We start from the raw sequence: 24,061 nt of genomic DNA, 5'->3' as shown, positions 1-24,061 counted from the left end.
TAGTTAGATCAGGCGTTGGTAAAGCTCACGATAAGAGTGCGCAGCAACCTGCCAGCTAAAATCCATGTTCATCGCCTGACGTTGTACATAGCGCCAGAGCGACGGACGAGACCATAATACGAAAGCACGGCGGATGGCTCTGAGCAGCGACCAGGCGTTGCTGTCTTCAAAGACAAAACCGCTGGCGATACCGTCAGCCAGGTTTTCCAGCGAGCTATCCGCCACGGTATCCGCCAGACCACCGGTACGACGGACCAACGGCAGCGTGCCGTACTTCAGACCGTAAAGCTGCGTTAAGCCGCATGGCTCAAAGCGGCTCGGCACCAGGATGACATCCGCGCCGCCGATAATGCGGTGCGAGAACGCTTCGTGGTAGCCAATCTGTACGCCCACCTGCCCCGGATGTTCTGCGGCGGCGGCGAGAAAACCTTCCTGCAATACCGGATCGCCCGCGCCTAGCAGCGCCAACTGACCGCCCTGCTCCAGCAGGCCCGGCAGGGCTTCCAGCACCAGATCCAGCCCTTTCTGGCTGGTGAGGCGGCTGACCACGGCAAACAGCGGCGCGGTGTCGCTGACCTTCAGTCCCATCGCAATCTGGAGCTGCCGTTTGTTCTCCGCTTTCTTCTCTAGCGTATCGCGGCTATAGCTTGCTGGCAGCAGCAGGTCTTTTTCCGGACTCCAGACGTTGTCATCCACGCCGTTGAGAATCCCCGACAGACGGCCTTCTTTATGCCGTTGACGCAGCAGCCCTTCCATACCGTAGGCAAACTGCGGTTCGGTAATCTCCCGGGCGTAGGTTGGGCTGACGGCGGTAATATGATCCGCGAAGAACAGCCCCGCTTTCAGGAACGAAATCTGCGCGTGGAATTCCAGCCCGTGCATGTTGAAGTATTCTGCCGGCAGCTGGATTTCATCCATATGGTGGCTGTAAAACAGCCCCTGATACGCCAGATTATGTACCGTAAACACCGATTTCGCCGGGCGACCGCGGGCCGCCAGATAGGCTGGGGCCAGGCCCGCGTGCCAGTCGTGGGCATGCACCACGTCCGGACGCCAGAACGGATCCAGACCGCAGGCCATTTCGCTGCCCACCCAGCCCAACAGCGCAAAGCGCTTCACGTTATCGGGATAGGCGTTCAGGTGCGTGTCGTGATACGGGCTCCCAGGGCGATCGTAGAGATGCGGCGCATCAATCAGGTAAATACCAACGCCGTTATAGTGGCCGAACAGCAGCGTAATGCGCCCGGCGAACGTATCACGACGCGTCACCACTTTAGCATCCGTAATCCCGCGGCGAATATCCGGAAACGCGGGTAACAGCACGCGAGCGTCAGTCCCTTCGGCAATCTGTGCCGCCGGCAGCGCGCCGATAACATCCGCAAGGCCACCCGTTTTTAATAACGGGAACATCTCAGAACAAACGTGTAAAACCTGCATTATCGCTCCTGTTTGTACCCCAGCTGCCGCAACATCTCGCGCGTTACCAGCACGATCCCTTCTTCTGAACGGTAGAAGCGACGCGCATCCTCTTCCGCATCTTCACCGATCACCATGCCTTCTGGAATCACGCAGGCCCGGTCGATGACGCAGCGACGCAGGCGTGAGGAGCGCCCGACCCACACATCTGGCAGTAAGACTGCCGAATCAATGTTACAGAACGAGTTCACGCGCACGCGTGGGAACAGCACCGACTGCACCACCACCGAACCGGAAATAATACAGCCGCCGGAGACCAGCGAGTTCAGGGTCATGCCGTGGCTGCCGGAGCGGTCCTGGACGAACTTCGCCGGAGGCAGGGACTCCATATGGGTACGGATTGGCCAGTGCTGGTCGTACATATCCAGCTCTGGGGTCACCGACGCCAGGTCGAGGTTCGCTTTCCAGTAGGCTTCCAGGGTTCCCACATCGCGCCAGTACGGTTCGGCATCCGGGTCGGACTGTACGCAGGACAGCGGGAAAGGATGTGCATAAGCCGCGCCAGCTTTGGTAATTAACGGAATTAAATCTTTGCCGAAGTCGTGGCTGGAGTTTTCGTTGACGTCATCCTGCTCCAGCAGTTCATAAAGGTAATCCGCATCAAAGACATAGATCCCCATGCTGGCGAGCGATTTGCTTGGGTCGCTCGGCATGGCTGGCGGGTTAGCCGGTTTTTCCACGAAGTCGATAATCTTGTCGTTTTCGTCAACCGCCATGACGCCGAACGCCGATGCCTCTTCGATGGGCACCGGAATGCACGCCACGGTGCAACGCGCGCCTTTTTCGACGTGGTCGATCAGCATGCGCGAGTAATCTTGTTTGTAGATGTGGTCACCGGCGAGGATCACCACATACTCCGCTTTATAGCGGCGAATAATGTCGAGGTTCTGGGTCACCGCATCGGCGGTACCGCGATACCAGTTTTCACCGTGCATCCGCTGCTGAGCCGGCAGCAGATCCACAAATTCGTTCATCTCTTCGCTGAAGAAGGACCAGCCGCGCTGGATGTGCTGCACCAGCGTGTGGGACTGGTACTGCGTAATCACGCCGATACGGCGGATCCCGGAGTTCAGGCAGTTAGATAATGCAAAGTCGATAATGCGGAATTTACCGCCGAAGTGGACAGCGGGTTTTGCCCGTTTATTGGTGAGATCCTTTAATCGCGTTCCGCGTCCGCCCGCCAGAATCAGGGCGACGGATTTGATAGGTAACTGGCGAGCCAGCATTAAGGGATCGTTTTTTTCTAGCCTAACCATGATTAACTCCTTTTGTTGCTCGTCCTTCCGGGTTATTAGGTAGTCCCCGCACAGGTGCGGGGTTCCGGGTAATTCAGAGACTATGACCTTTGAAATACGCACACTCCGTGCGCGGGCCCATGCCAGACAGCCATGACTACCGGCGCTTCATCGCCGGTAAATGGAGGAACGGCGCGCCATTCCCCCACGGGTAACTTCAGGTTTGCCACGTCCTGCGTCGCATTGAGCGTAATGAGCCAGCGATCGGAAAGCAGAATCTGCATCCGGCGCGCCCCGTGCTGCCACTCCTCGGCAGACAGCGGCTGCGCGTCCTGATTGAGCCATTGAACGTTACCGTCGCCCTCCTGCCACCAGCGATCGTCCGTTAATGCCGGAATTTGCTGGCGCAGATGGATTAGAGCGGCGGTAAAGTCGGTCAGCGCATCATCCGCGTTTTCCCAATCAAGCCAGGTCAACGAATTGTCCTGGCAGTAGGCATTGTTGTTACCTTGCTGGCTGTGACCGTGTTCGTCACCGGCCAGCAACATTGGCGTTCCCTGCGATAACAGCAGCGTTGTCAGCAGCGCCTGAACGCTACCCTGCCGACGCGCCATTACATCCAGGTTTGCTTCCAATCCTTCGATACCATGATTATTGCTATGGTTATTGCTGGTTCCGTCACGATTCTCTTCGCCGTTGGCGTCGTTGTGCTTATTGTTAAAGCTCACACAATCGCGCAGGGTGAAGCCATCGTGAGCGGTGACCAGGTTGATGGCCGCGTGCGGTTGCCTCTCCTGATGCTGAAAGACGTCGCTAGAGGCGGCGAAGCGCTGGGCAAATTCCCCCAGCGACAGCGACTCCTCAAGCCAGAAGCGACGCATAGCATCACGGAAACGGTCATTCCACTCGCTGAAACCGGGCGGGAAGTTCCCCACCTGGTAGCCACCGTCGCCGATATCCCACGGTTCAGCAATCAGCTTCACCGTCGACAGTACCGGGTCGTCATGGATAGCCTTAAACAGCGGCGCATCCTGACGATAGCCCGGCGTTCGGCCAATCACCGACGCTAAATCAAAACGAAAACCATCAACGTGGCAGACGTCAACCCAGAATCGCAGGCACTGACGGGCGTATTCCACGACGCCCGGGTGACTGAGATTCAGCGTGTTGCCGCAGCCCGTCCAGTTGTGATAATCGCCGTCTTCTCTCAACCAATAATAGCTGCGGTTATCAATCCCCCGCAGCGAGAAGGTCTGACAATGCAGATCCAACTCGGCGCTGTGATTCAGCACCACATCGAGGATCACCTCGATACCGGCCTGATGCAGCGCTTTTACCGCATCGCGAAACTCGTCCAGCGCGTGCTCGGGCGCGCTGGCGTAACGCGGCGACAGGGCAAACATCGCCAGCGGGTTGTAGCCCCAGTAGTTGCGCAGCCCCATCCGCAGTAGACGCTGTTCGCTGGCGAAATGCGCCACCGGCAGCAGCTCCAGCGCCGTGATGCCAAGCCGCTTGAAGTAGTCGATCATCACCGGGTGGCCCAGCGCCTTATAGGTTCCGCGGATGGCATCCGGCAGCCCCGGGTGGCGCAGGGTCAGCCCTTTGACGTGCGCTTCGTAGATAACGGTTTTACCCCACGCGGTGCGCGGTGCGGCGTCGTCCTGCCAGTCGTACGCCAGGTCTACGACCACCGATTTTGGCGCTACCGGCGCGCTGTCGCGTTCATCCGGCGCATCGTAGCCATCGTGAAAACGCGGGTCGTCTACCGGGTCGCCCTCGGCGCGAAAACAGCACGGGTCCAGCAGCAGCTTTGCCGGGTTAAAGCGGAAGCCCTGCTGCGGATCCCACGGGCCATGCACCCGATAACCGTAACGTAAGCCGGGGCCCGCATAGGGCAAATAGCCGTGCCAGACGTCGCCGCTACGGGCGGGAAGGTCATAGCGCGACTCGTTGCCCTGCGCGTCAAACACGCAGAGTTCTACCCGCTGGGCATGCGCCGAAAAAAGCGTGAAGTTCACGCCTTCGCCGTCAAAGCTGGCGCCGAGCGGCGCGGGTTTCCCTGCTGCGAGTTGCCCCATGTGGTTAATCCCCTTCCCGTACCAGCCAGATAGTCGACAGCGGCGGCAACGTCAGGCTCAGCGACTGCGGACGACCATGGCTTTCGAGATTATCGCTGTGCACCACGCCGCCGTTACCGGCGTTGCTGCCGTGGTAATGGGCAGAATCGGTATTCAGCACTTCACGCCAGCGCCCCGGCTGATTAATGCCGAAGCGATAGTCGTGGCGCGGCACCGGCGTAAAGTTACTGACCACAATCACTTCGTTCCCGGCTTTGTCGCGGCGGACAAAAGCGAATACCGAACGCGCGTGGTCATCAACAACCAGCCATTCAAACCCGTACGGGTCGAAGTCCAGCTCGTGCATCGCTTTATGGTGGCGATAGGTATGGTTGAGGTCGCGCACCAGACGCTGTACCCCGTGATGCCAGTTATCGTCGCCTTCCAGCAGATGCCAGTCGAGGCTGCCGTCAAAGTTCCATTCGCGGCCCTGAGCAAACTCATCGCCCATAAACAGCAGCTTTTTGCCCGGGAAGGCGAACATCCAGCCGTAGTAGGCGCGCAGGTTGGCGAACTTCTGCCACGCGTCGCCCGGCATACGGTCAAGAATGGATTTTTTACCGTGGACCACTTCGTCATGCGATAACGGCAACACGAAGTTTTCCGTGTAGTTGTACAGCATGCCGAAGGTCATTTTGTCGTGATGGTACTGGCGATGAACCGGATCGAGCTTCATGTAGTCCAGGGTGTCGTGCATCCAGCCCAGGTTCCACTTAAACCAGAAGCCCAGACCGCCCATATCGGACGGGCGTGAGACGCCGGCAAAGTCGGTAGACTCTTCCGCCATACTCACCGCGCCGGGAACCTGCTCGCCCAACACGCGGTTGGTCTGACGCAGAAACTCAATCGCTTCAAGGTTTTCGCGGCCACCGAACTCGTTCGGGATCCACTCGCCCTCTTTACGAGAGTAGTCGCGGTAAATCATTGACGCCACCGCATCGACGCGCAGCGCATCAATACCGAAGCGCTCCACCCAGTACAGGGCGTTGCCCGTCAGGAAGTTACTCACTTCGCGGCGGCCATAGTTATAAATCAGGGTATTCCAGTCCTGATGGTAGCCTTCACGCGGATCGCTATGCTCGTACAGGTTGGTGCCGTCAAACTCGGCCAGCGCGAAGTCATCCGACGGGAAGTGCCCCGGCACCCAGTCGAGAATGACGTTCAGACCGGCGGCGTGCGCGGCGTTGATGAAGTAGCGGAAGTCTTCGCGCGTACCGAAGCGGCGGGTTGGCGCATACAGCCCGGTGGGCTGATAGCCCCAGCTGCCGTCAAACGGGTGCTCGTTAACCGGCAGCAGCTCCAGATGGGTGAAGCCCATCCATTTGGCGTACGGCACCAGTTGTTCAGCCAGCTCGCGGTAGCTCAGCCAGTAGTTGTTGTCGGTATGACGGCGCCAGGAACCCAGGTGCACCTCGTAGATAGAGATAGGGGCGTCGAACTGGTTGGCTTTTTTGCGTTCTTCGCTCTGCTCAACTTTTGGCGGCAGCCCGCAGATCAGCGATGCCGTTTCCGGTCGCATCTGAGCTTCAAAGGCATAAGGGTCTGCTTTAATCCGCAACGCGCCGCGAGCGTCGATCATCTCAAATTTATACAGCTGACCGTTGTGTGCGCCGGGGATGAACAGCTCCCAAATTCCGGTTTCCCGACGCAGACGCATCGGGTGACGGCGGCCATCCCAGTAGTTAAACTGCCCGACGACGGAAACGCGCTGGGCGTTAGGCGCCCAGACCGCAAAGCGAGTCCCGGTGATGCCGTCCATCGTGTCCGCATGCGCGCCCAGTTTTTCATACGGGCGCAGGTGGGTACCTTCGGACAGCAACCATGCATCCATTTCCTGGAGCAATGGGCCAAAGCTATAGGGGTCATCAATAAGATTCTGTTGGCCATGCCAAACGACAGCCAACTGATAGCGGAAGAAATTTTTACGACGCGGCAGAATGCCACAAAAGAAACCGCGTGAGTCCACGCACTCCAGCTTGCCCACTTTGCGCCCGGTTTTGGGTTCAATCACCCAAACGTCGGTCGCGTCAGGCAGTAACGCCCGGACTTCCAGCCCTGCTTCCGTTCTGTGCATCCCCAGTACGGAAAAAGGATCCGCAAAATGGCCTGAGATCAGTGCATTAATCACGTCTCTATCAACACGATCAGACATGCTTCATCATCCTTAGTTTTGTATCGCCTCAATCCAATTTAAATGGCGACATTTGTGACCTGAACGGTGCGGCACGAAGTTGTGTGCCTCTCTCGGCCCCGTTCAACCTTCAGTCAAGGTGACAGACCTTGATTAAAGCATAGTCAACGCTTTACCTGACTCCTGAGAGAAAAATAGACATAACTGCGTTTACTCCCTTGTATTACGCAAAAAAAAGGGGTGGTTCGCCACCCCTGATCGATGAATAAATGTTTACGCCAATTGACGTAGCATACGACGCAGCGGCTCGGCTGCGCCCCACAGGAGCTGGTCGCCAACGGTGAACGCTGACAGGTATTCCGGCCCCATATTCAGTTTGCGCAAACGCCCAACTGGCGTGGTCAGCGTACCGGTGACCGCCGCCGGGGTGAGTTCGCGCATCGTGATTTCACGATCGTTTGGCACCACTTTCGCCCACGGATTGTGCGCAGCCAGTAATTCCTCCACAGAACTTATGGAAATATCTTTTTTCAATTTCAGGGTGAATGCTTGGCTGTGGCAACGCAGCGCGCCGATACGTACGCATAACCCATCCACCGGAATCACCGAGGAGGTCGCGAGAATTTTGTTGGTTTCCGCCTGGCCTTTCCACTCTTCACGGCTCTGGCCGTTGTCGAGCTGCTTGTCGATCCACGGAATCAGGCCGCCCGCCAGCGGGACGCCAAAGTTATCAATCGGCAGATCGCCGCTGCGGGTCAAGGTGGTCACTTTGCGTTCGATGTCGAGGATGGCGGAAGCCGGGTCGGCCAGTTCGCTGGCGACGTGGTTGTGCAGCAGGCCCATTTGGGTCAGCAACTCGCGCATGTGGCGCGCGCCGCCGCCGGAAGCCGCCTGATAGGTAGCAACAGAGGCCCACTCAACCAGATCGTTGGCGAAGAGGCCGCCCAGCGACATCAGCATCAGGCTGACGGTGCAGTTACCGCCGACGAAGGTTTTAATCCCGTTGTTCAGACCGTCGGTGATGACCTGCTGGTTCACCGGGTCGAGAATAATGATGGCGTCATCTTTCATGCGCAGCGAGGAGGCGGCGTCAATCCAGTAACCCTGCCAGCCGCTTTCACGCAGCTTAGGATAGATTTCGTTGGTATAATCGCCGCCCTGACAGGTAACAATAATGTCGAGCGCCTTCAGCGCTTCAAGATCATAGGCGTCCTGAAGCTTACCACCGGTGGTGCCGCCGAACGACGGCGCAGCTTGACCTAACTGAGAGGTGGAGAAGAAGACCGGGCGAATGGCGTCAAAGTCGCGCTCTTCAACCATGCGTTGCATGAGTACAGAGCCGACCATCCCGCGCCAGCCGATAAAACCAACATTTTTCATAACGAATTTTCCTGCAGATATGTGCTGTTATTGCTTACCAGTTCCACTGGGCATCCCTTCACATTACAAAAAGCAGCTAAAGTCGCAAGTGAAATTAATCAATGATTGCAAAGCAATCAGAAATGCAACTTATTCCCCCCAGTTATAGGGGGCACATTTATCCACGTTGAACTCCGCAACGCAGACGATGTGTAGAGCAGAAATTCCACAACAATTATCAGGGAATTTGAGTCATGAGTGAAATCTTTTCCGCCGCTGTTTTATTGATCCTGATTATGGATCCACTGGGAAATTTGCCCATTTTTATGTCGGTGCTAAAACACACGGAACCCAAGCGCCGCAAGGCGATCATGATACGTGAGCTTTTAATCGCACTCCTACTGATGCTGATTTTTCTCTTCGCGGGCGAGAAGATTCTGGCGTTTTTAAACCTGCGCGCCGAGACGGTTTCCATCTCCGGCGGCATCATTTTATTCCTGATTGCTATTAAGATGATTTTCCCCAGCGCCACGGGGAACAGCTCGGGGCTACCGGCGGGTGAAGAACCGTTTATTGTCCCGCTTGCCATTCCACTGGTTGCCGGGCCGACGCTGCTGGCGACGCTGATGCTGCTGTCGCATCAGTATCCCAACAATCTGTCGCACCTGGTCATTGCGCTGCTGATTGCCTGGGGGGGCACAGTGGTGATTTTGCTGCAGTCGTCGCTGTTCCTGCGCCTGCTGGGCGAGAAAGGGGTTAACGCGTTAGAGCGTCTGATGGGATTGATTCTGGTGATGATGGCGACCCAGATGTTCCTGGACGGCATTCGGATGTGGATGAAGGGATAATAAATCGTCGCACCGTACAATCCCTCTCCCCATAGGGGAGAGGGAGCACTTCAGGTCAGCTCAGCAGCGAAAACGCCACCATACCGACAATCGCGCCTACCGTACCAAGAATGGTTTCCATCATGGTCCAGGTTTTCAGCGTCTGCGCTTCCGTCGCGCCGGTAAACTTACCGAACAGCCAGAAGCCTGCGTCGTTCACGTGGCTCACCACGATAGAACCGCCGCCGATACAGATAGACAGCGCCGCCAGTTGAGCGCCACTGTAATGCAGCTGCTCAATCACCGGCATCACCAGGCCAACCGCAGTCAGACACGCAACCGTCGCGGAACCCTGAATAATGCGCACCGCAGCGGCCAGAATGAAGCAGGTCAGCGCAATCGGCAGGCCCATCCCGGTCAGGGCTTCACCCAATGCCGGGCCGACCCCGGAATCCACCAGCACCTGTTTGAACACGCCGCCCGCACCGATCACCAGCAGAATAATCCCCGCTGGCTGCAAGGCCGCGCCGCAGATCGCCATCACTTTGTCTTTCGCCATGCCCTGACGGAACGCCAGGCCATAAATCGCCACCAGGCAGGCAATCAGAATCGCGGTGAATGGGTGACCGATAAATTCAAACCACTGATAGGTTTCGGACTCCACCGGCACAAAGCGCGCGGCGATCGTTTTCAGCCCCACCAGCACCAGCGGCAGCAGAATCAGCGCCAGGCTGAAGCCGAAGGACGGCATTTTGCCTTCGCCAAGGTGCGGCTCGGTAATGTCATCAGGAATATTCAGCTCAACGTAGCGGCTGATAAAGTTGCCCCACAGCGGCCCGGCAATAATCATCCCCGGAATCGCCGCACACAGGCCAATCAGAATCATCCAGCCAAAGTCGGCGTGCATTTGGGAAGCCAGCAGCATTGGCGCAGGCCCCGGCAGCAGAAACGCCGCAGCGGCTGCCACACCGGCAAACAGTGGAATCACTAGCTTCACCAGGTTGGTCCCGGTGTGACGCGCCATAGAGAACGCGACGCTAATCAGCAGCACGATCGCCACTTCAAAGAACAGCGGCAGCGCACAGATAAGGCCGGCAATACCAATGGCATAGTGCGCGCGGCTGTGGCCGAAGGATTTCAGCATTTTGACCGCAATCTGATCGACTGCGCCCGTCTCGTGCAGAATTTTGCCGAACATCGCGCCCAGCGCGACCACGATAGCCAGGAAGCCCAGCGTACCGCCCATGCCTTTCTCCATGGTTTCCGCGATTTTAATCAACGGCATACCGGAGAAAAGCCCTGCACCAATAGAAACCACCATCAAAGCCAGGAAGGCGTGCATACGCGCCTTCATGACTAAAAACAGCAGCAGTAAAACGGAACCCACTGCTGTTAAAACTAACGATAAAGTTGTCACGCGATACGGCCTTTGTTAATCACTTCAATGGTGCTGTCGATAACGCCTTCCAGCGGCTGATCGATATCAACCACCAGCACGTCGCGTTCGTCAGCGCCCGGTTCTTGCAGGGTTTCGAACTGCGTCACCAGCATTTGGGTCTTGAAGAAGTGGCCCTTACGCGCTTTCAGACGGCTCTCAATCACCTCGAAATCCCCTTTCAGGTAGACGAAGGAGAGATTCGGGTTCCCTTCACGCAGAATGTCGCGGTACGCTTTTTTCAGCGCGGAGCAGACAATCAGCGAGACTTTGTTCGTGCGCTGCATGGCAAACGCGGCGTCATTCAGCGCCTGCAGCCAGGGTTTGCGGTCGTCGTCGTTCAGCGGTTCGCCGGAGGACATTTTGACGATATTGCTGCGTGGGTGCAGGAAATCGCCGTCCAGAAACGCGGCGTTCAGGCGATGTGCGACTTCGCTGGCAACGGCGGATTTACCGCTGCCGGATACGCCCATCAGTACATAAACGTGGTGATCGTGGTTAGTCGTGCTCAAGGCGTCCTCCTGTTGGGCACTGGGAATTTGTTACGGGTAACAGTTATCGGTAACATTGTCATGCTGAGCAACTGGATAAGCAATAACCATTCGTGCCGGAAGTGAATTACGAGTGAATATGTGTGATCTAGTTCAAACTTGTGAGGCCTAAATAGAACCACCCGGTGACAAAGTGAAACCTAAATCTAACATCTTCGGCGTCACTACCTCACCGCGAATACGGGCAAGCAGACGCTCCGCGCCAATACGCCCCATGCGCTCACGCGGCGTCAGGACACTGGCGAGACGCGGTTCCATCACCTGGCCGATATCGTGGCCGTGAAAACCGGCAATCGCGATATCGTCCGGAATTTTCAGCCCCAGACGCTGGCACTCAAACGCCGCGCCGACCGCGAGGTCATCGTTGGTACAGAAAATGCCGTCCAGCCTGGAGAATTCGCGTCGTGCCTGGCGCATCAGTTCGATGCCGGAAGTGTAAGACGACGACTGCTCCACCATCACGCTATACGGCGTCAGACCTGCGTCAAGCATCGCCTGCTCGTAGCCTTTCTGTTTGATAATAGTACGTTCATCGAGACGCGCGCCTAAATAGGCAATGTGCCGATGGCCGCGCGCGATAATCGCCGCCGTCATCTGCCGCGCCGCTTCAAAGTTATCGAAACCCACGGCGATATCGAGGCACGGAGACTGGCTATCCATGAGCTCAACAACCGGGATACCGGCAACTTCGATCATTTTCAGGGTACGCGGCGTGTGGGTACGTTCAGTGAGAATCAGGCCATCAATGTTCCAGGAGAGCATCGACTCGAGGCGCTCCTGCTCCATTTCCGGCTTGTAGCCGTAGTGGGCAAGCATCGTCTGATAGCCGTGGGCATCGGTGACGCTTTCCACGCCGCGCAGCACTTCCGCAAAGACCTGGTTGGTTAATGAGGGCAGCAGCACGCCGATGGCGCGACTGGTAGCATTGGAGAGAATATCGGGAGCCCGATTGGGGATATAGCCCAGATCATCAAGCGCCGCCGCAATTTTACCGCGTAACGCCTCGGAAACCTGCTCCGGGTTACGTAAAAAACGGCTCACCGTCATTTTGGTTACGCCAACGCGATCAGCAACATCCTGAAGTACGGGTCTTTTCTTTTTCATCGTCCAGTGGCAAACAAAGGTGAAATATTGCTGAAGTTTACCACGGAGATGACGCAACCTCCCCGCAAGATTGGGGAGGTTGCGCTAATTATTTAAGACGGATCAAACTGGCGGCAGATCGAAGAGTAAAATTTCGCTTTCGCTGTCGGCGTGAACTGAAATCGCCTGCTCATCCCAAATCGCCAGACCATCGCTGGTAGTGGCTTTGGTGCCATTAATCGAGACTTCACCTTTCACGACCTGAATCCACACGCGGCGATCGGCGGCAATCTGGTGTACCGATTGTTCGCCTTTTGCCAGCGCCCAGCGGTACAGCTCCATATCCTGGTAAACCTTCAGCGAACCTTCACGCGCATCCGGCGACAGCACCAGCTGTTTGCCCTGCGCGGCGTCGAAGCGACGCTGTTCGTAGCGCGGCGTGATGCCGGTTTTTTCTGGAATAATCCAGATCTGATACAGGTGCAGCTTATCGGTGGCGCTCGGGTTGTACTCCGAGTGACGCACCCCGGTACCGGCGCTCATAATCTGGAACTCGCCCGCCGGAACCTGCTCTTTGTTACCCATGCTGTCCTGGTGCTCTACGGCGCCTTCCAGCACGTAGGTCAGGATTTCCATGTCTTTGTGCGGGTGAGTACCGAACCCCTGGCCTGCATCAATCACGTCATCGTTAATGACGCGCAGCGCCGAGAAGCCCATGTAATTCGGATCGTAGTAGTCGGCAAAAGAGAAGGTATGCCAGGAATCCAGCCAACCATGATTCGCGTGACCACGTTCATTTGCTTTGCGTAAGAAAATCATTTTTTACCCCCTCATGTTTTCGATGAAACAAGTTTGGACGTAAACCGCTCAGGATGATAGTGGGTGAAAATTGACTCCTCTGTTCAAAAAATATGAACAAGAACAGAGGAGCCATTTTTACTTATTTGGCAAGGGTAATCGTGGCAGGAGACGGTTGCTCAAAGGCGCGCTCAAGCAGTTCCATATTGGTGAGAGCCTCAGTTTCCTTGACGAAATTCGGCGCGCCTTGGGTCAGCGTCTGATACAGCGCATCGTACACGCGACCATAGTCGCCACGCTCGGCCTGCCACTGCTCTTTTACCGTTTCCCCCGCGTCGTTGACGTACTCCAGCTGTGCCAGTGAACTATCCGCCGCAAAGCCCGCATCGCCCGGCATAATGCCCGCTTTCAGGCTGGTTTCCTGCTGATCGATACCGTACTTCACGAAGGAGCCTTTGGTGCCGTGCACGATAAATTTCGGGTAGTCGATTTTCACCAGGTGGCTGGTTTTCACTATCGCCTTCAGGTTGCCGTAGAACAGCTGAGCTTCAAAAGTATCATCTGGATTGGCCGGATTGCGCAGGCTGCGAATGTCGTACGCCGCGTGATCCGGGCGGCCAAACAGCGAGATGATTTGGTCCATGGTGTGCACGCCCAGGCCATAAAACGCGCCATCCTGTGGACGGCCCGGCTGGGTCGGCGCGTCCGGGCGGTAGTAGTCAAAGTGGCTTTCTATCTCAACAATCTCGCCCAGCTTACCGCTCTCAATGGCTTTTTTGGCGGTCAGGAAGCAGGAGTCAAAGCGACGGTTCTGATACGGAGAGACGGTCAGCCCTTTGCTTTTCGCTAACGCAAACAGTTCCTTCGCTTCCGCCAGCGTCGGGGTGAATGGTTTTTCTACCAGTACGTTCTTGCCCGCTTCCAGCGCTCTTTTCGCGTACTCGAAGTGGCTATCAGCATGGGTGCAAACCACCACCAGCTTCACCTGCGGATCGTGCAGAATATCGTTCAGCTCGCTGGTGAAGTGAATGTGCGCATACTGCGGCGCCTGCTCGTCCGGCTTCGGACTGCGGCGATAGATATGCGCCACATGCCAGTCGGCTTTGCGGTGCAGAACGTAGGGAAGATGGTAACGGGTGGTGCTTTTGCCAAAGCCGATAAAGGCGCAGTGCAGAGTCATGGTTCAGTCCTTTTGAAGAGTTTGCTGAATACCATAGCGCAATGACAGACAAAAAAAAGCCAGCAATAAGCTGGCTAAAGTAATACTGGAAGCAATGTGAGCAATGTCGTGCTTTCAGGAACTCCGCAAGGACGCCCTGAATGCAGGACAATAATAATCATTCTCATTCGCAACTGTCCAGTGATTTTTGCAAAAAAAGCTAATTGACGCACATTTCAAAATCAATGATGTTAAAAGGGACTTTTACACCACAAAGGAAATGAAGAATGAGTGACATCGTGATACGCCACGCTGAACCCAAAGATTTCGACGCTATCCGTCAGATCCACGCCCAGCCGGAGGTGTATCACAACACGCTACAGGTGCCTCATCCTTCCAGCCACATGTGGCAAGAGCGGCTAGCCGACCAGCCAGGTATCAAGCAACTGGTCGCCTGCATCGATGAACAGGTGGTTGGGCACCTCAGTATTGCCATCCCCCAACGCCCTCGCCGCAGCCACGTCGCCGACTTCGGTATTTGCGTCGATACCCGCTGGCAAAACCGCGGCGTCGCCAGCGCGCTTATGCGCACCATGATCGATATGTGCGACAACTGGCTGCGCGTCGACCGCATTGAACTCACCGTGTTTGTCGATAACGCGCCGGCGGTGGCGGTGTATCAAAAGCACGGGTTTGAGATCGAAGGCACCGGGCGCAACTATGCGCTGCGTAATGGGGAGTATGTGGATGCCTATTTTATGGCGCGGGTGAAACCCATTTAAACCGCTCGCCCGGCCACGTGCCGGGCACTCACCACTTTTTGCCGTTCAAATCGTAGACGGTCCTGACCCACCCTTCATCAGGTCTATTCACAAAGCCGAGCGTTTCCGCTATCGCCGCGCCGCCATAAAGCTCGCCTGCATCATTCACCGTCACGCTGTTCCAGTTAGCCGAGCAGTGAATAAAGTCCTGCGCCAGCGTATCTAATTCCTGCGTGCTAAACCCGTTTATCCGCGATCCTACGCGTACCGCCTTCCCCATTTGTCTGGCGCGCTCGACAAGGGGTATTAACGCCTCCGGCAAGTGTAGCGTCGGCTCATCAAACAGCACGCCGGCAGCACGTGCCGCATCCAGCATCACCCATAACGCGGCCTGCGACCAGTCGGCGCTGACCTGTCGCTGCCGCAAGGTCAACGCCGCAAAGCATCTTTTTTGCATCTGCCCGTAGCGATCGTTCGGGGCAAATTCATCCTCCCAGGTTGCCGGCATCACCGAGTGCGTTCGCATTAAGGGAGCCATTGCGGGGGCGTTGTTGAGTGCGGAAAGCTGCGCGACAGCTTGCCGATAAACCCGCGATCGTTCGCCTGGCTCATTCCACGGCACCGTCTCAACCTGCGGGCGCGTGAGAAAGAGATCCTCACGTATTCGCGGCAGATAGCCGCCGCCGATATCCGAATGCGCACCCGGTAGCAAAAGCTCCGGCCATGCTGGTGCGACGCTGTTCAGCGCAAAGTTATAGCGGCATTCATGCTGAGCGACGATGTGAAAAACGTGTTCCGCCACGCCCGGACGCAGTACAAGATTGACCTCGCCGGTGTCAGGGCCGTGGGGATCCATACCATTGGCAAGCGTCACGATAGCGGCAACGGTATCAAATAGACCAATAAAGCGGCAGCGTATCCGTGGCAGATCGCCTACGGCAGAGGCAATAGCGCGAAAGATAGCCGGATCTTCCGATTGAATACGATTGGCAAAATGGCGAGCCGCCGCCGCACCGCGGCTGAAGCCAAAGAGATCGAACAGCACGCAATCAACTACCCACGGACCACTTAACGAAGCGAGTGCTGCCGACACCGCTGACGCCAGACGGGCAATAGCCTCATCGGTTTTGGCTATCACGCCATATTCTCCGGTGCCAAAACCCATCCCGATGACGCAATCAGGCTTTCCCACGCAGGTACCCACGCCCTCAATATAAATCGCCTGTTGAATCCGTTCCTTCCCGGCAGAATCGGGGAGCGCGTAGAGCGCCTGCAACGCGTAAATATTGGTGTAATAGCCGAGATAGCTCGCCGCTTGCGTACCGCTTACCCCGAAATGCGTTTGGGCATGACGCCTGAAAAGGGGCTCTGCCTCGACGCTGTCGATATTTCCGTGCTGTTGACGAAAAATCTCCACCATTTTTTGGGTGGTAAACGCATTATTGCCCGTACCATCAAAAAAGATCCCCAGCGCAAGCATCACCCTTCTTACCGGTACCTCTGCGTCCATCACGCCCCCTCTTGCTGAATAAAGAGGTCAACATGACACGGTGATTTTCGCAGGCAAAAACGTTTTTCGTTACAGCTCGCGATTAACGGTAAGCAATTCTCTTATCTATTTATTGAAGTTATCTGATCTAACATTTTATAGTTAGATCAGATATATAGCTTAATAACCCGCAGTTAAATCATCCGGCGAACGCGGGTCCGAGGCCCCATACAGCGTCCCATCCGGGTCGACCATAATGCTCTGCGTGCTGCCCATCGCCTCTTTCAGCGCCACCTTCTGCCCTTTCGCCTCCAGCAGCTTGAGCGTGTCCGGGCTAAAGCCCTTCTCTACCCGCAGTTCGTCCGGCAGCCACTGGTGGTGGAAACGCGGCGCGTTGGTGGCTTCCGCCACGTTCATCCCAAAATCGATGCTGTTGACGACCATCTGCAGCACCGTGGTGATAATACGACTACCGCCCGGACTACCGGTCACCAGCCAGGTTTTGCCGTCTTTGACGACAATGGTCGGCGACATTGACGACAGTGGGCGTTTCTTCGCCTCTACCGCGTTGGCGTCACCCCCTACCAGCCCATAGACGTTCGGCACGCCGGGCTTGGCGGAAAAGTCATCCATTTCGTTATTCATCAGAATGCCGGTGTTACCCGCCACGATACCGGTGCCGAAGGTGGTATTGAGGGTGTAGGTCACCGCCACCGCATTGCCGTCTTTATCCACCACCGAAAAATGGGTGGTCTGGTTGCTTTCGTATGGGGCCAGCTTGCCGGGTTTAATCTGGCTGGAAGGCTTGGCTTTGTTGATATCAATCTGGTCGGCAATTGATTTAGCGTAGGCTTTGTTGGTCAGCGCCTGCCACGGTACCTTCACAAAGTCCGGGTCGCCGAGATATTCCGAACGGTCGGCATAGGCATGCTTCTCCGCTTCGGCCATCAGCTGCATCGCATCAGCGCTGCCAAAACCGTATTTATGCAGATCGAAGTTTTCCAGAATATTAAGAATTTGCACGATGTGAATCCCGCCGGAAGACGGCGGCGGCATGGAGAACACTTCATATCCGCGATAGGTGCCGCTAATAGGCGTGCGCTCGACGGCCTTGTAATTCGCCAGATCCGCCTTACTCAACAGCCCCCCGTTTTTCTGCATCTCTTCGGCAATTTGATCGGCAATCGCCCCTTTGTAGAACGCATCCGGCCCGTGCTCGGCAATCAGCTCCAGGCTTTTCGCCAGATTAGCCTGCACCAGCTTATCCCCCTTCTTCAGCGGTTCACCGTTTTTCCAGAAGATGGCCTTGCTGTTGGCGTGATTCGGCAGTACTTCGCTGCCGTAGGTTTTCAGATCGTCGGCCAGCGCATCGTTAACGATAAAACCCTCTTGCGCCAGCTTCAGCGCCGGGCGAATGATTTTGTTGAGCGGCAGTGTGCCGTATTTTTCCAGCGCCAGGGAGAAACCGGCGACGGTGCCCGGCGTGCCGGAAGCGAGATGCGAAGTCAGTGATTTTTTACTGTCCGGGTTGCCGTGATCGTCGAGGAACATGTCGCGCGTTGCCTGCTCCGGAGCCATTTCACGGAAATCGATCGCCGTGGTTTTACCGTCTTTGGTGCGCAGCAGCATAAACCCGCCGCCGCCGAGGTTACCGGCCTGCGGGTGCGTAACCGCCAGCGCGTAGCCAACCGCGACCGCCGCGTCGACGGCATTGCCGCCCTGGCGCAAAATCTCCACGCCGACTCGCGTGGCGGCGGCATCCACCGAGGCCACCATGCCCTGCTGGGCGCGGACGGGATGAAACACATCTTCTTCCACGCCGTAGGAGACGGGAGGCGGAGGCGGCGCGGCTACGGCGCTAAAACAGCTTCCTGAGAGCAGAGCAGCAAGGGCTACCCGGCGGAAAAACGTCGGCGTTGTTATCATCATCATTCTCCAGAGCGTGCGGTGAGGTCCCCACTAAGCCTGGTTCAAAATGCTGAAATAATCCTCGTTCTGGCGGGAAAGGAGTAAACTTAAGAGATCCCCTACAAGGAGGAAAGATGATGAAACGATTACTGATTCTCGCAGCGCTGCTGCCGTTCACCGCGCTGGCTGCGCCGTTGAACATCGACAATAACCCGAACCAGCCGGGTTATGAGATCCCCAGCCAGCAGCGCATGCAGTCGCGAATGTTGAACCAACAACAGCAGCAGAAAGGGATGCTGAATCAACAGCGGCAGGTGCAGACGCAGCAGCAACAGCTGCATCTGCAAAACCAGCTCAAGGCCAACCAGCAGCGGGTACAACAGGCCCAGCCAGGTACACTCACCCCGAATCAGCAGCCGCTGCCCAACAACAACGGCGGCATGCTGAAGCAGTATTAAGGCTGGAAATCCGGGCCAATGACGTCAATCGCATCGGTACAGATGCAGTTCACGCCCCAGCGCAGCAGCTCCCGCGCGCGCTGGGGGTTATTGACCGTATAGACCAGAATCTTTAACCCGGCCTCGCGCAGCGCATCCACGCGCGCCTCATCGAGTAAACGATGGTTAAGGTGAATGGAAACGCAGCCCAGTCGCGTGGTCAGCTCACGCCAGTCGTCGCGCCACTCGTCGAGCAGCAGGCCGCGCGGCAGCTCTGGTGCGGCAAGCTGCGCCGCTTCCAGCGCATCGATTTCAAACGACGATAGCAGTGGCGGCGTCATGTCGGCCCACAGCTCGCGGGCGGCCAGCGCCACGACTTTGCCGGTCAGCGGGCCGGTGCCTGTGGTGGGTTTAATCTCAATATTCGCCATCATGCCGTGCTGACGGCAGCGTTCCGCCACCTGCGACAGCAGCGGCAGCGGTTCACCCTTAAAGCTGCTGGCAAACCAGCTGCCCGCGTCCACACGCAGCAGATCCTGCCAGTTCAGATCACCTGCCACGCCCCAGCCGTTGCTGGTGCGTTCAAGGTTATCGTCATGCAGCAGAAAGATCTGCCCGTCTTTCGACAGCTTGGCGTCAAACTCAATCATGGTATGCCCGTAGCGCGCACCCACGTCGATCGCCGCCAGCGTATTTTCCGGCGCTAATTTGCCGCCGCCGCGATGGGCGACGATATGAGGATAGGGCCAGTTGCTCATACTCGCATTCCTGTTTCACCGTCAAAGAGGTGCAGATGTTCATCCGGCAGATGTAACCACAGCGTAGTGCCTGCATTCGGGCGCTGCTGGTGCGGCAGGCGCACCACCATTTTCAATTCGCCAAAGCGCCCGTGCGCCAGGTTATCTGCACCTAAAATTTCCAGCGTGTCGATGACCATCGGCACGCCGCCTTCCGCCTGCGAGCTTAACGCAATATGTTCCGGGCGGATACCCAGCGTCATGCGACGTCCGGCATATTCACGACGCCCTGCCGGAATCGGGAGCTGCATTCCATTAGACAACACAAAGCGCGTGCCGGACGCATCCAGTTGCCCGTCCAGCAGGTTCATTGCTGGGCTGCCGATAAAGCTCGCCACAAAACGGCTGGCCGGTTTCTCATACACTTCCACCGGCGTGCCGATTTGTTCGGCAATGCCTTTGTTCATCACCATCACCCGCTGGGCAAGGGTCATCGCCTCCACCTGATCGTGAGTGACGTAAAGCGAGGTTGTTTTCAGACGACGATGCAGTTGCTGTAGTTCAAGACGCATCTGCACGCGCAGCTTGGCATCGAGGTTAGAGAGCGGCTCATCAAACAGGAACACCGCCGGGTCGCGTACGATGGCGCGGCCCATCGCCACGCGCTGGCGCTGGCCGCCGGACAGTTCGCGCGGACGGCGCTTCAGCAGGCCATCCAGCTCAAGAATACGCGCCGCTTCCTGCACCTTTTCCGCGATGTGCGCTTTCCCCATGCCGCGAATTTTCAGCCCCCAGGCCATATTCTCTTCCACGCTCATATGCGGGTAGAGGGCGTAGTTCTGGAACACCATCGCAATGCCGCGATCCTTCGGCTCCATTTCGGTGACGCGCTTGCGATCGATCCAGATGTCGCCGCTGGTCACTCGCTCAAGCCCGGCCACCATGCGCAGCAGCGTCGACTTACCGCAGCCCGACGGGCCGACCATCACAATAAACTCGCCGTCCGCCACGTCCAGCGTCAGCGGTTGAATCACCTGGGTTTTGCCGTCCCAGCTTTTGCTTACTGCCTGTAATTTCAGTCCTGCCATGTTATTTCTCACTGTCCACTAAACCACGCACAAACGCCCGTTGCATGGCTAAAACGATAACGACCGGAGGGATAAGGGTGAGCAGCATTGCCGCCATCACCTGATTCCACTGCGTGGTGCCTTGCCCAATGGCGATCATGCCTTTGATGCCCGCCACGGCGGTGCCGAGATTGACGTCGGTGATGATCAACAGCGGCCAGAGATACTGGTTCCAGCCATAGATAAAGGTGATAACGAACAGCGCCGCCAGGTTGGTTTTTGACAGCGGCAGCACGATGTCGCGAAAAAAACGCATCGGCGAGGCGCCGTCAATGCGCGCCGCTTCAATCAGCTCGTCCGGCAAGGTCATAAAGAACTGACGGAACAGGAAAGTCGCGGTGGCCGAGGCCATCAACGGCAGCGTCAGGCCCGCGTAGCTGTCGAGCATTTTCAGGTTGGCAATCACTTCCACCGTCGGGAAGATACGCACTTCGACTGGCAGCATCAGGGTGATAAAAATCATCCAGAAGAACAGGTTACGCAGCGGGAAGCGAAACCAGACAATGGCAAACGCCGACAGCATCGAGACGGTAATTTTGCCGACGGTGATGGCGAAGGCCATGATGAAGCTATTAAGCATCATCAACCAGAACGGCGCGCTGTTGGCCCCAACGCCGTTCACCCAGATGGCCTTCATGTTCTCAAACAGATGGCCGCCGGGGATCAGCGTCATCGGCGTTGCAAATACCGCTTTGTCGTCCAGCGTTGCCGCGGTGAACGCGACGTACAGCGGGAAGAGAATCACGATAATCCCCAGGATCAGCATGGTGTGGCTGAAAATAGTCAGCCCGCGACGGTTCTCAATCATTGGTAACGCACCTTTCTTTCCACGTAGCGGAACTGCACCACGGTCAGGATGATGACGAGGAACATCAGCACCACCGATTGCGCGGCAGAGGCCGAGAGATCCAGCCCGGCGAACCCTTCACGGTAAATCTTATAAATCAGCGTGGTGGTGGCCTGTACCGGGCCGCCTGCCGTCGCGGCATCAATCACCGGGAAGGTATCAAAGAAGGCGTAAACCAGGTTCACCACCAGCAGGAAGAAACTCACGGGCGCAATCAGCGGCAGCGCCAGCTTGAAGAAGCGGCGAATCGGGCCGGCGCCGTCAATGGCGGCGGCTTCTACCAGCGAGCGCGGAATCGACTGCAGCGCGGCGAAGAAGAACAGAAAGTTGTAGCTGATTTGCTTCCACACCGAGGCGAAGACCACCAGGAACATCGCCTGGCCGCTATTCTGCGCGTGGTTCCAGTCGTAGCCGAACTCACCGAGAACGTGGGTAATCAGCCCGCGTCCTGGGTTGAACAGGAAGATCCACAGTACCGCGGCAACGGCGGGGGCAACGGCGTACGGCAGCAGCATCAGCGTCTGGTAGAGACGACTGCCGCGCACGACATAATCCACCAGGGCAGCAAAAACCAGCGACACCAGCAGGCCGCTCACCGTTACCATGGCGCTGAACTTAATGGTCGTCCAGAAGGCGTCGAGATAGTAAGGGTCATGAAACAGCGTGACGAAGTTATCCAGGCCAACAAACTGGCTGGAGAGCCCAAACGGGTCGACGCTTTGCAACGAGTACCACAGCGCTTCGCCGGCGGGCCAGATAAAGAAAATAACGGTGATAATCAGCTGCGGGGCGACCAATGCATAGGGCAGCCAGCGCGATTTAAACACCGGACGGGATGATGACATAGTTAAACTCTGCGTTGGTTTTCCCCTCACCCCGACCCTCTCCCCAAAGGGGCGAGGGAGAAAAGACAACCCGGTGCAATCTCTACCAGACGGCGCCGAACGGTACCCTCTCCCCTATGGGGAGAGGGTTAAGGTGAGGGGTAAGGCGGTTAAATTAAGACTTGGTCGATTGCTCGAAGCGACGCAGCAGCTGGTTCCCGCGCTCTACCGCAGAATCCAGCGCCTGCTGAGGCGTTTTCTTCCCGGTCCAGACGCTTTCCAGCTCTTCATCCACGATGGTACGAATCTGCGGCATGTTGCCCAGACGCAGGCCTTTGGTGAACGGCAACGGTGGTTTGTTCAGCATCTGACGGGTCGCGATATCCGCGCCAGGGTTCTTGTCATAGAAGCCCTGCTGGCGGGTCAAATCGTACGCGGCGGTGGTGATCGGCAGGTAGCCGGTTTTCTGGTGCCACTCGGCGGCAATTTCCGGCTTCGCCAGGAACTCGAGGAATTTCGCCACGCCGGTATAGGTCTCTTTATCTTTACCCTGCATCACCCACAGGCTCGCCCCACCGATGATGGCGTTCTGCGGTGCGCCCTTGACGTCGGCATCGTACGGCATCATGCCGACGCCGTAGTTGAATTTGGCGTAATGGCGGATATCCGCCAGCGAGCCGGAGGACGCGGTCGTGATCGCACAGTCGCCGTTGTAGAACTTCTCGGTGGATTCGTCTTTACGTCCGAAGTAGCTGAAGTCGCCCTTCTTGTTCAGATCGGCAAGCAGCGCGATATGTTTAACCTGCTCCGGCTTGTTGAACTCCAGCACCGCATCGGTACCGTCGAAGCCGTTGTTTTTGCTGGCGACCGGCAGACCGTGCCAGGCACTGAAGTTTTCAATCTGGATCCAGCCCTGCCAGCCGCTGGCGTAGCCGCACTTCATACCGGCGGCTTTCAGCTTCGCGGTGTAGTCAGCCAGGTCCTGCCAGGTTTTCGGCGGCTGTTCCGGGTCTAAACCGGCTTTTTTGAAGGCATCTTTGTTGTAGTACAGCACCGGGGTAGAGCTGTTAAACGGCTGAGAGAGCAGATGCCCGGTTTTGGCATCGGTGTAGTAACCGGATACCGTCGGCACAAACTGAGATTCGTCAAACGTGATCCCGGCATCGCTGAATACCTGATAGACCGGCTTAATCGCTTTTGACGCCATCATGGTGGCGGTGCCCACTTCATACACCTGTAGAATCGCCGGCGCATTGCCGGTACGGAAAGCGGCGATACCCGCGCTCAGGCTCTGCTCGTAGTTGCCTTTGTAGATCGGGGTAATTTTGTAGTCCGGGTTGGCGGCGTTAAAACGCTGCGCCAGGGAGTCAACTTCTTTGCCCAGCTCGCCTTCCATGGAGTGCCAGAACGGAATTGTGGTCACTGCCATCGCCTGGCTCGCCAATGCCAGACTTAACGCCAATCCTAAAGCTGTATGTCGTAACGATATCATCGGTTATCTCTCTTTTTGTGCCGGGATGCGCGATATCACGCGTTTTATGTTCGCGGGGGTAACATGACATGCTCGAATGACAGAAAAATAACTTTTTTATTACAAAAAAAAGATAGTAAGGCGACAAAGGGATGGCAAGGAGGTGACGGTGGTAAGGAAGGAAAGTGGGAGCTGTGGCACGGATAGAGAAACGCCGGATGGCGATGCGAACGCATCTTATCCGGCCTACGAGTAACGGTAGGCCGGATAAGGCGTTTACGCCGCCATC

19 protein-coding genes and 1 pseudogene are annotated in these 24,061 nt (G+C 56.9%); 3 read left to right on the top strand and 17 right to left on the bottom strand.

The window, feature by feature from the left end; translation table 11 throughout:
- Positions 1-3 precede the first annotated feature (3 nt).
- The 5 genes from glgA to asd form a co-directional block, all read right to left on the bottom strand.
- Entirely contained in the window at positions 4-1,437 is a 1,434-nt protein-coding gene (glgA, locus tag K7B04_RS06970) for a glycogen synthase GlgA (protein ID WP_223803746.1), read from the bottom strand.
- Positions 1,437-2,732 carry a glucose-1-phosphate adenylyltransferase gene (gene glgC / locus K7B04_RS06965; protein ID WP_064541420.1) on the bottom strand — a complete coding sequence of 432 codons (1,296 nt, stop codon included), beginning with the start codon at positions 2,730-2,732 and terminating at the stop codon, positions 1,437-1,439. The genes glgA and glgC overlap by 1 nt, the downstream gene beginning before the upstream one ends.
- An 80-nt stretch (positions 2,733-2,812) precedes the next feature.
- Positions 2,813-4,789: a glycogen debranching protein GlgX gene (gene glgX, locus K7B04_RS06960; RefSeq protein ID WP_167574898.1), complete on the bottom strand. Its 1,977-nt coding sequence runs from the start codon at positions 4,787-4,789 to the stop codon at positions 2,813-2,815.
- A 4-nt stretch (positions 4,790-4,793) separates the two neighbouring features.
- On the bottom strand, positions 4,794-6,980 hold the full coding sequence (gene glgB / locus K7B04_RS06955) for a 1,4-alpha-glucan branching enzyme (protein WP_163446744.1): 2,187 nt from the start codon (positions 6,978-6,980) through the stop codon (positions 4,794-4,796).
- 252 nt (positions 6,981-7,232) lie between these two features.
- Positions 7,233-8,339: an aspartate-semialdehyde dehydrogenase gene (gene asd / locus K7B04_RS06950; protein ID WP_223803745.1), complete on the bottom strand. Its 1,107-nt coding sequence runs from the start codon at positions 8,337-8,339 to the stop codon at positions 7,233-7,235.
- Positions 8,340-8,572: 233 nt separating this feature from the next.
- Between asd and K7B04_RS06945 the strand changes: the two genes are divergently transcribed.
- Complete coding sequence (locus K7B04_RS06945; protein ID WP_035892151.1) at positions 8,573-9,166, top strand: YhgN family NAAT transporter; 594 nt, start codon at positions 8,573-8,575, stop codon at positions 9,164-9,166.
- A gap of 55 nt (positions 9,167-9,221) precedes the next feature.
- Here the strand turns inward: K7B04_RS06945 and gntU are convergent, their stop codons facing one another.
- The 5 genes from gntU to K7B04_RS06920 form a co-directional block, all read right to left on the bottom strand.
- Positions 9,222-10,562, bottom strand: coding sequence for a gluconate transporter (gntU, locus tag K7B04_RS06940; protein ID WP_163446745.1), 1,341 nt, complete (start codon positions 10,560-10,562; stop codon positions 9,222-9,224).
- Positions 10,559-11,092, bottom strand: coding sequence for a gluconokinase (gene gntK / locus K7B04_RS06935; RefSeq protein ID WP_064541408.1), 534 nt, complete (start codon positions 11,090-11,092; stop codon positions 10,559-10,561). The genes gntU and gntK overlap by 4 nt, the downstream gene beginning before the upstream one ends.
- 147 nt (positions 11,093-11,239) lie before the next feature.
- Positions 11,240-12,235: a gluconate operon transcriptional repressor GntR gene (gntR, locus tag K7B04_RS06930; protein ID WP_064541405.1), complete on the bottom strand. Its 996-nt coding sequence runs from the start codon at positions 12,233-12,235 to the stop codon at positions 11,240-11,242.
- Between the two features lie 102 nt (positions 12,236-12,337).
- Positions 12,338-13,033, bottom strand: a complete 696-nt coding sequence (locus tag K7B04_RS06925; protein ID WP_064541402.1) for a pirin family protein — start codon at positions 13,031-13,033, stop codon at positions 12,338-12,340.
- A gap of 121 nt (positions 13,034-13,154) precedes the next feature.
- Positions 13,155-14,192 carry an oxidoreductase gene (locus K7B04_RS06920; protein WP_223803744.1) on the bottom strand — a complete coding sequence of 346 codons (1,038 nt, stop codon included), beginning with the start codon at positions 14,190-14,192 and terminating at the stop codon, positions 13,155-13,157.
- Between the two features lie 266 nt (positions 14,193-14,458).
- Between K7B04_RS06920 and yhhY the strand changes: the two genes are divergently transcribed.
- Positions 14,459-14,953, top strand: coding sequence for an N-acetyltransferase (yhhY, locus tag K7B04_RS06915; protein WP_163446750.1), 495 nt, complete (start codon positions 14,459-14,461; stop codon positions 14,951-14,953).
- Positions 14,954-14,981: 28 nt separating this feature from the next.
- Here the strand turns inward: yhhY and K7B04_RS06910 are convergent, their stop codons facing one another.
- Together K7B04_RS06910 and ggt are read right to left on the bottom strand one after the other, a co-directional pair.
- A complete protein-coding gene (locus K7B04_RS06910; protein WP_223803743.1) occupies positions 14,982-16,442 on the bottom strand; it encodes a DUF2235 domain-containing protein in 1,461 nt (486 codons plus the stop codon).
- Positions 16,443-16,601: 159 nt separating this feature from the next.
- Positions 16,602-18,347 (bottom strand): gamma-glutamyltransferase, encoded by a 1,746-nt coding sequence (gene ggt / locus K7B04_RS06905; RefSeq protein WP_163446916.1) that lies wholly within the window; start codon positions 18,345-18,347, stop codon positions 16,602-16,604.
- Between the two features lie 119 nt (positions 18,348-18,466).
- On the opposite strand from ggt, the pseudogene K7B04_RS06900 reads away from it, so the two are divergent.
- Positions 18,467-18,775 (top strand): annotated as a pseudogene (locus tag K7B04_RS06900) (DUF2756 family protein); the annotation flags it as partial.
- Between the two features lie 8 nt (positions 18,776-18,783).
- On the opposite strand, the gene ugpQ reads toward K7B04_RS06900, so the two are convergent.
- The 5 genes from ugpQ to ugpB form a co-directional block, all read right to left on the bottom strand.
- Positions 18,784-19,524: a glycerophosphodiester phosphodiesterase gene (gene ugpQ, locus K7B04_RS06895; RefSeq protein ID WP_163446754.1), complete on the bottom strand. Its 741-nt coding sequence runs from the start codon at positions 19,522-19,524 to the stop codon at positions 18,784-18,786.
- Positions 19,521-20,591: a sn-glycerol-3-phosphate import ATP-binding protein UgpC gene (locus tag K7B04_RS06890; protein ID WP_163446756.1), complete on the bottom strand. Its 1,071-nt coding sequence runs from the start codon at positions 20,589-20,591 to the stop codon at positions 19,521-19,523. Before K7B04_RS06890 ends, ugpQ begins: the two co-directional genes overlap by 4 nt.
- Position 20,592: 1 nt before the next feature.
- Positions 20,593-21,438 carry a sn-glycerol-3-phosphate ABC transporter permease UgpE gene (gene ugpE, locus K7B04_RS06885; protein WP_223803742.1) on the bottom strand — a complete coding sequence of 282 codons (846 nt, stop codon included), beginning with the start codon at positions 21,436-21,438 and terminating at the stop codon, positions 20,593-20,595.
- Complete coding sequence (ugpA, locus tag K7B04_RS06880) at positions 21,435-22,322, bottom strand: sn-glycerol-3-phosphate ABC transporter permease UgpA (protein WP_163446760.1); 888 nt, start codon at positions 22,320-22,322, stop codon at positions 21,435-21,437. Before ugpA ends, ugpE begins: the two co-directional genes overlap by 4 nt.
- A 154-nt stretch (positions 22,323-22,476) precedes the next feature.
- Positions 22,477-23,793, bottom strand: coding sequence for a sn-glycerol-3-phosphate ABC transporter substrate-binding protein UgpB (ugpB, locus tag K7B04_RS06875; protein ID WP_064541383.1), 1,317 nt, complete (start codon positions 23,791-23,793; stop codon positions 22,477-22,479).
- Positions 23,794-24,061 lie beyond the last annotated feature (268 nt).

The sequence above is a fragment of the Kluyvera sp. CRP genome, assembly GCF_019930565.1.
Classification (GTDB): Bacteria; Pseudomonadota; Gammaproteobacteria; order Enterobacterales; family Enterobacteriaceae; genus Kluyvera; species Kluyvera georgiana_A.
The sequence above is the reverse complement of the archived record's forward strand: the minus strand, read 5'-3'. Positions and strand labels throughout refer to the sequence as shown.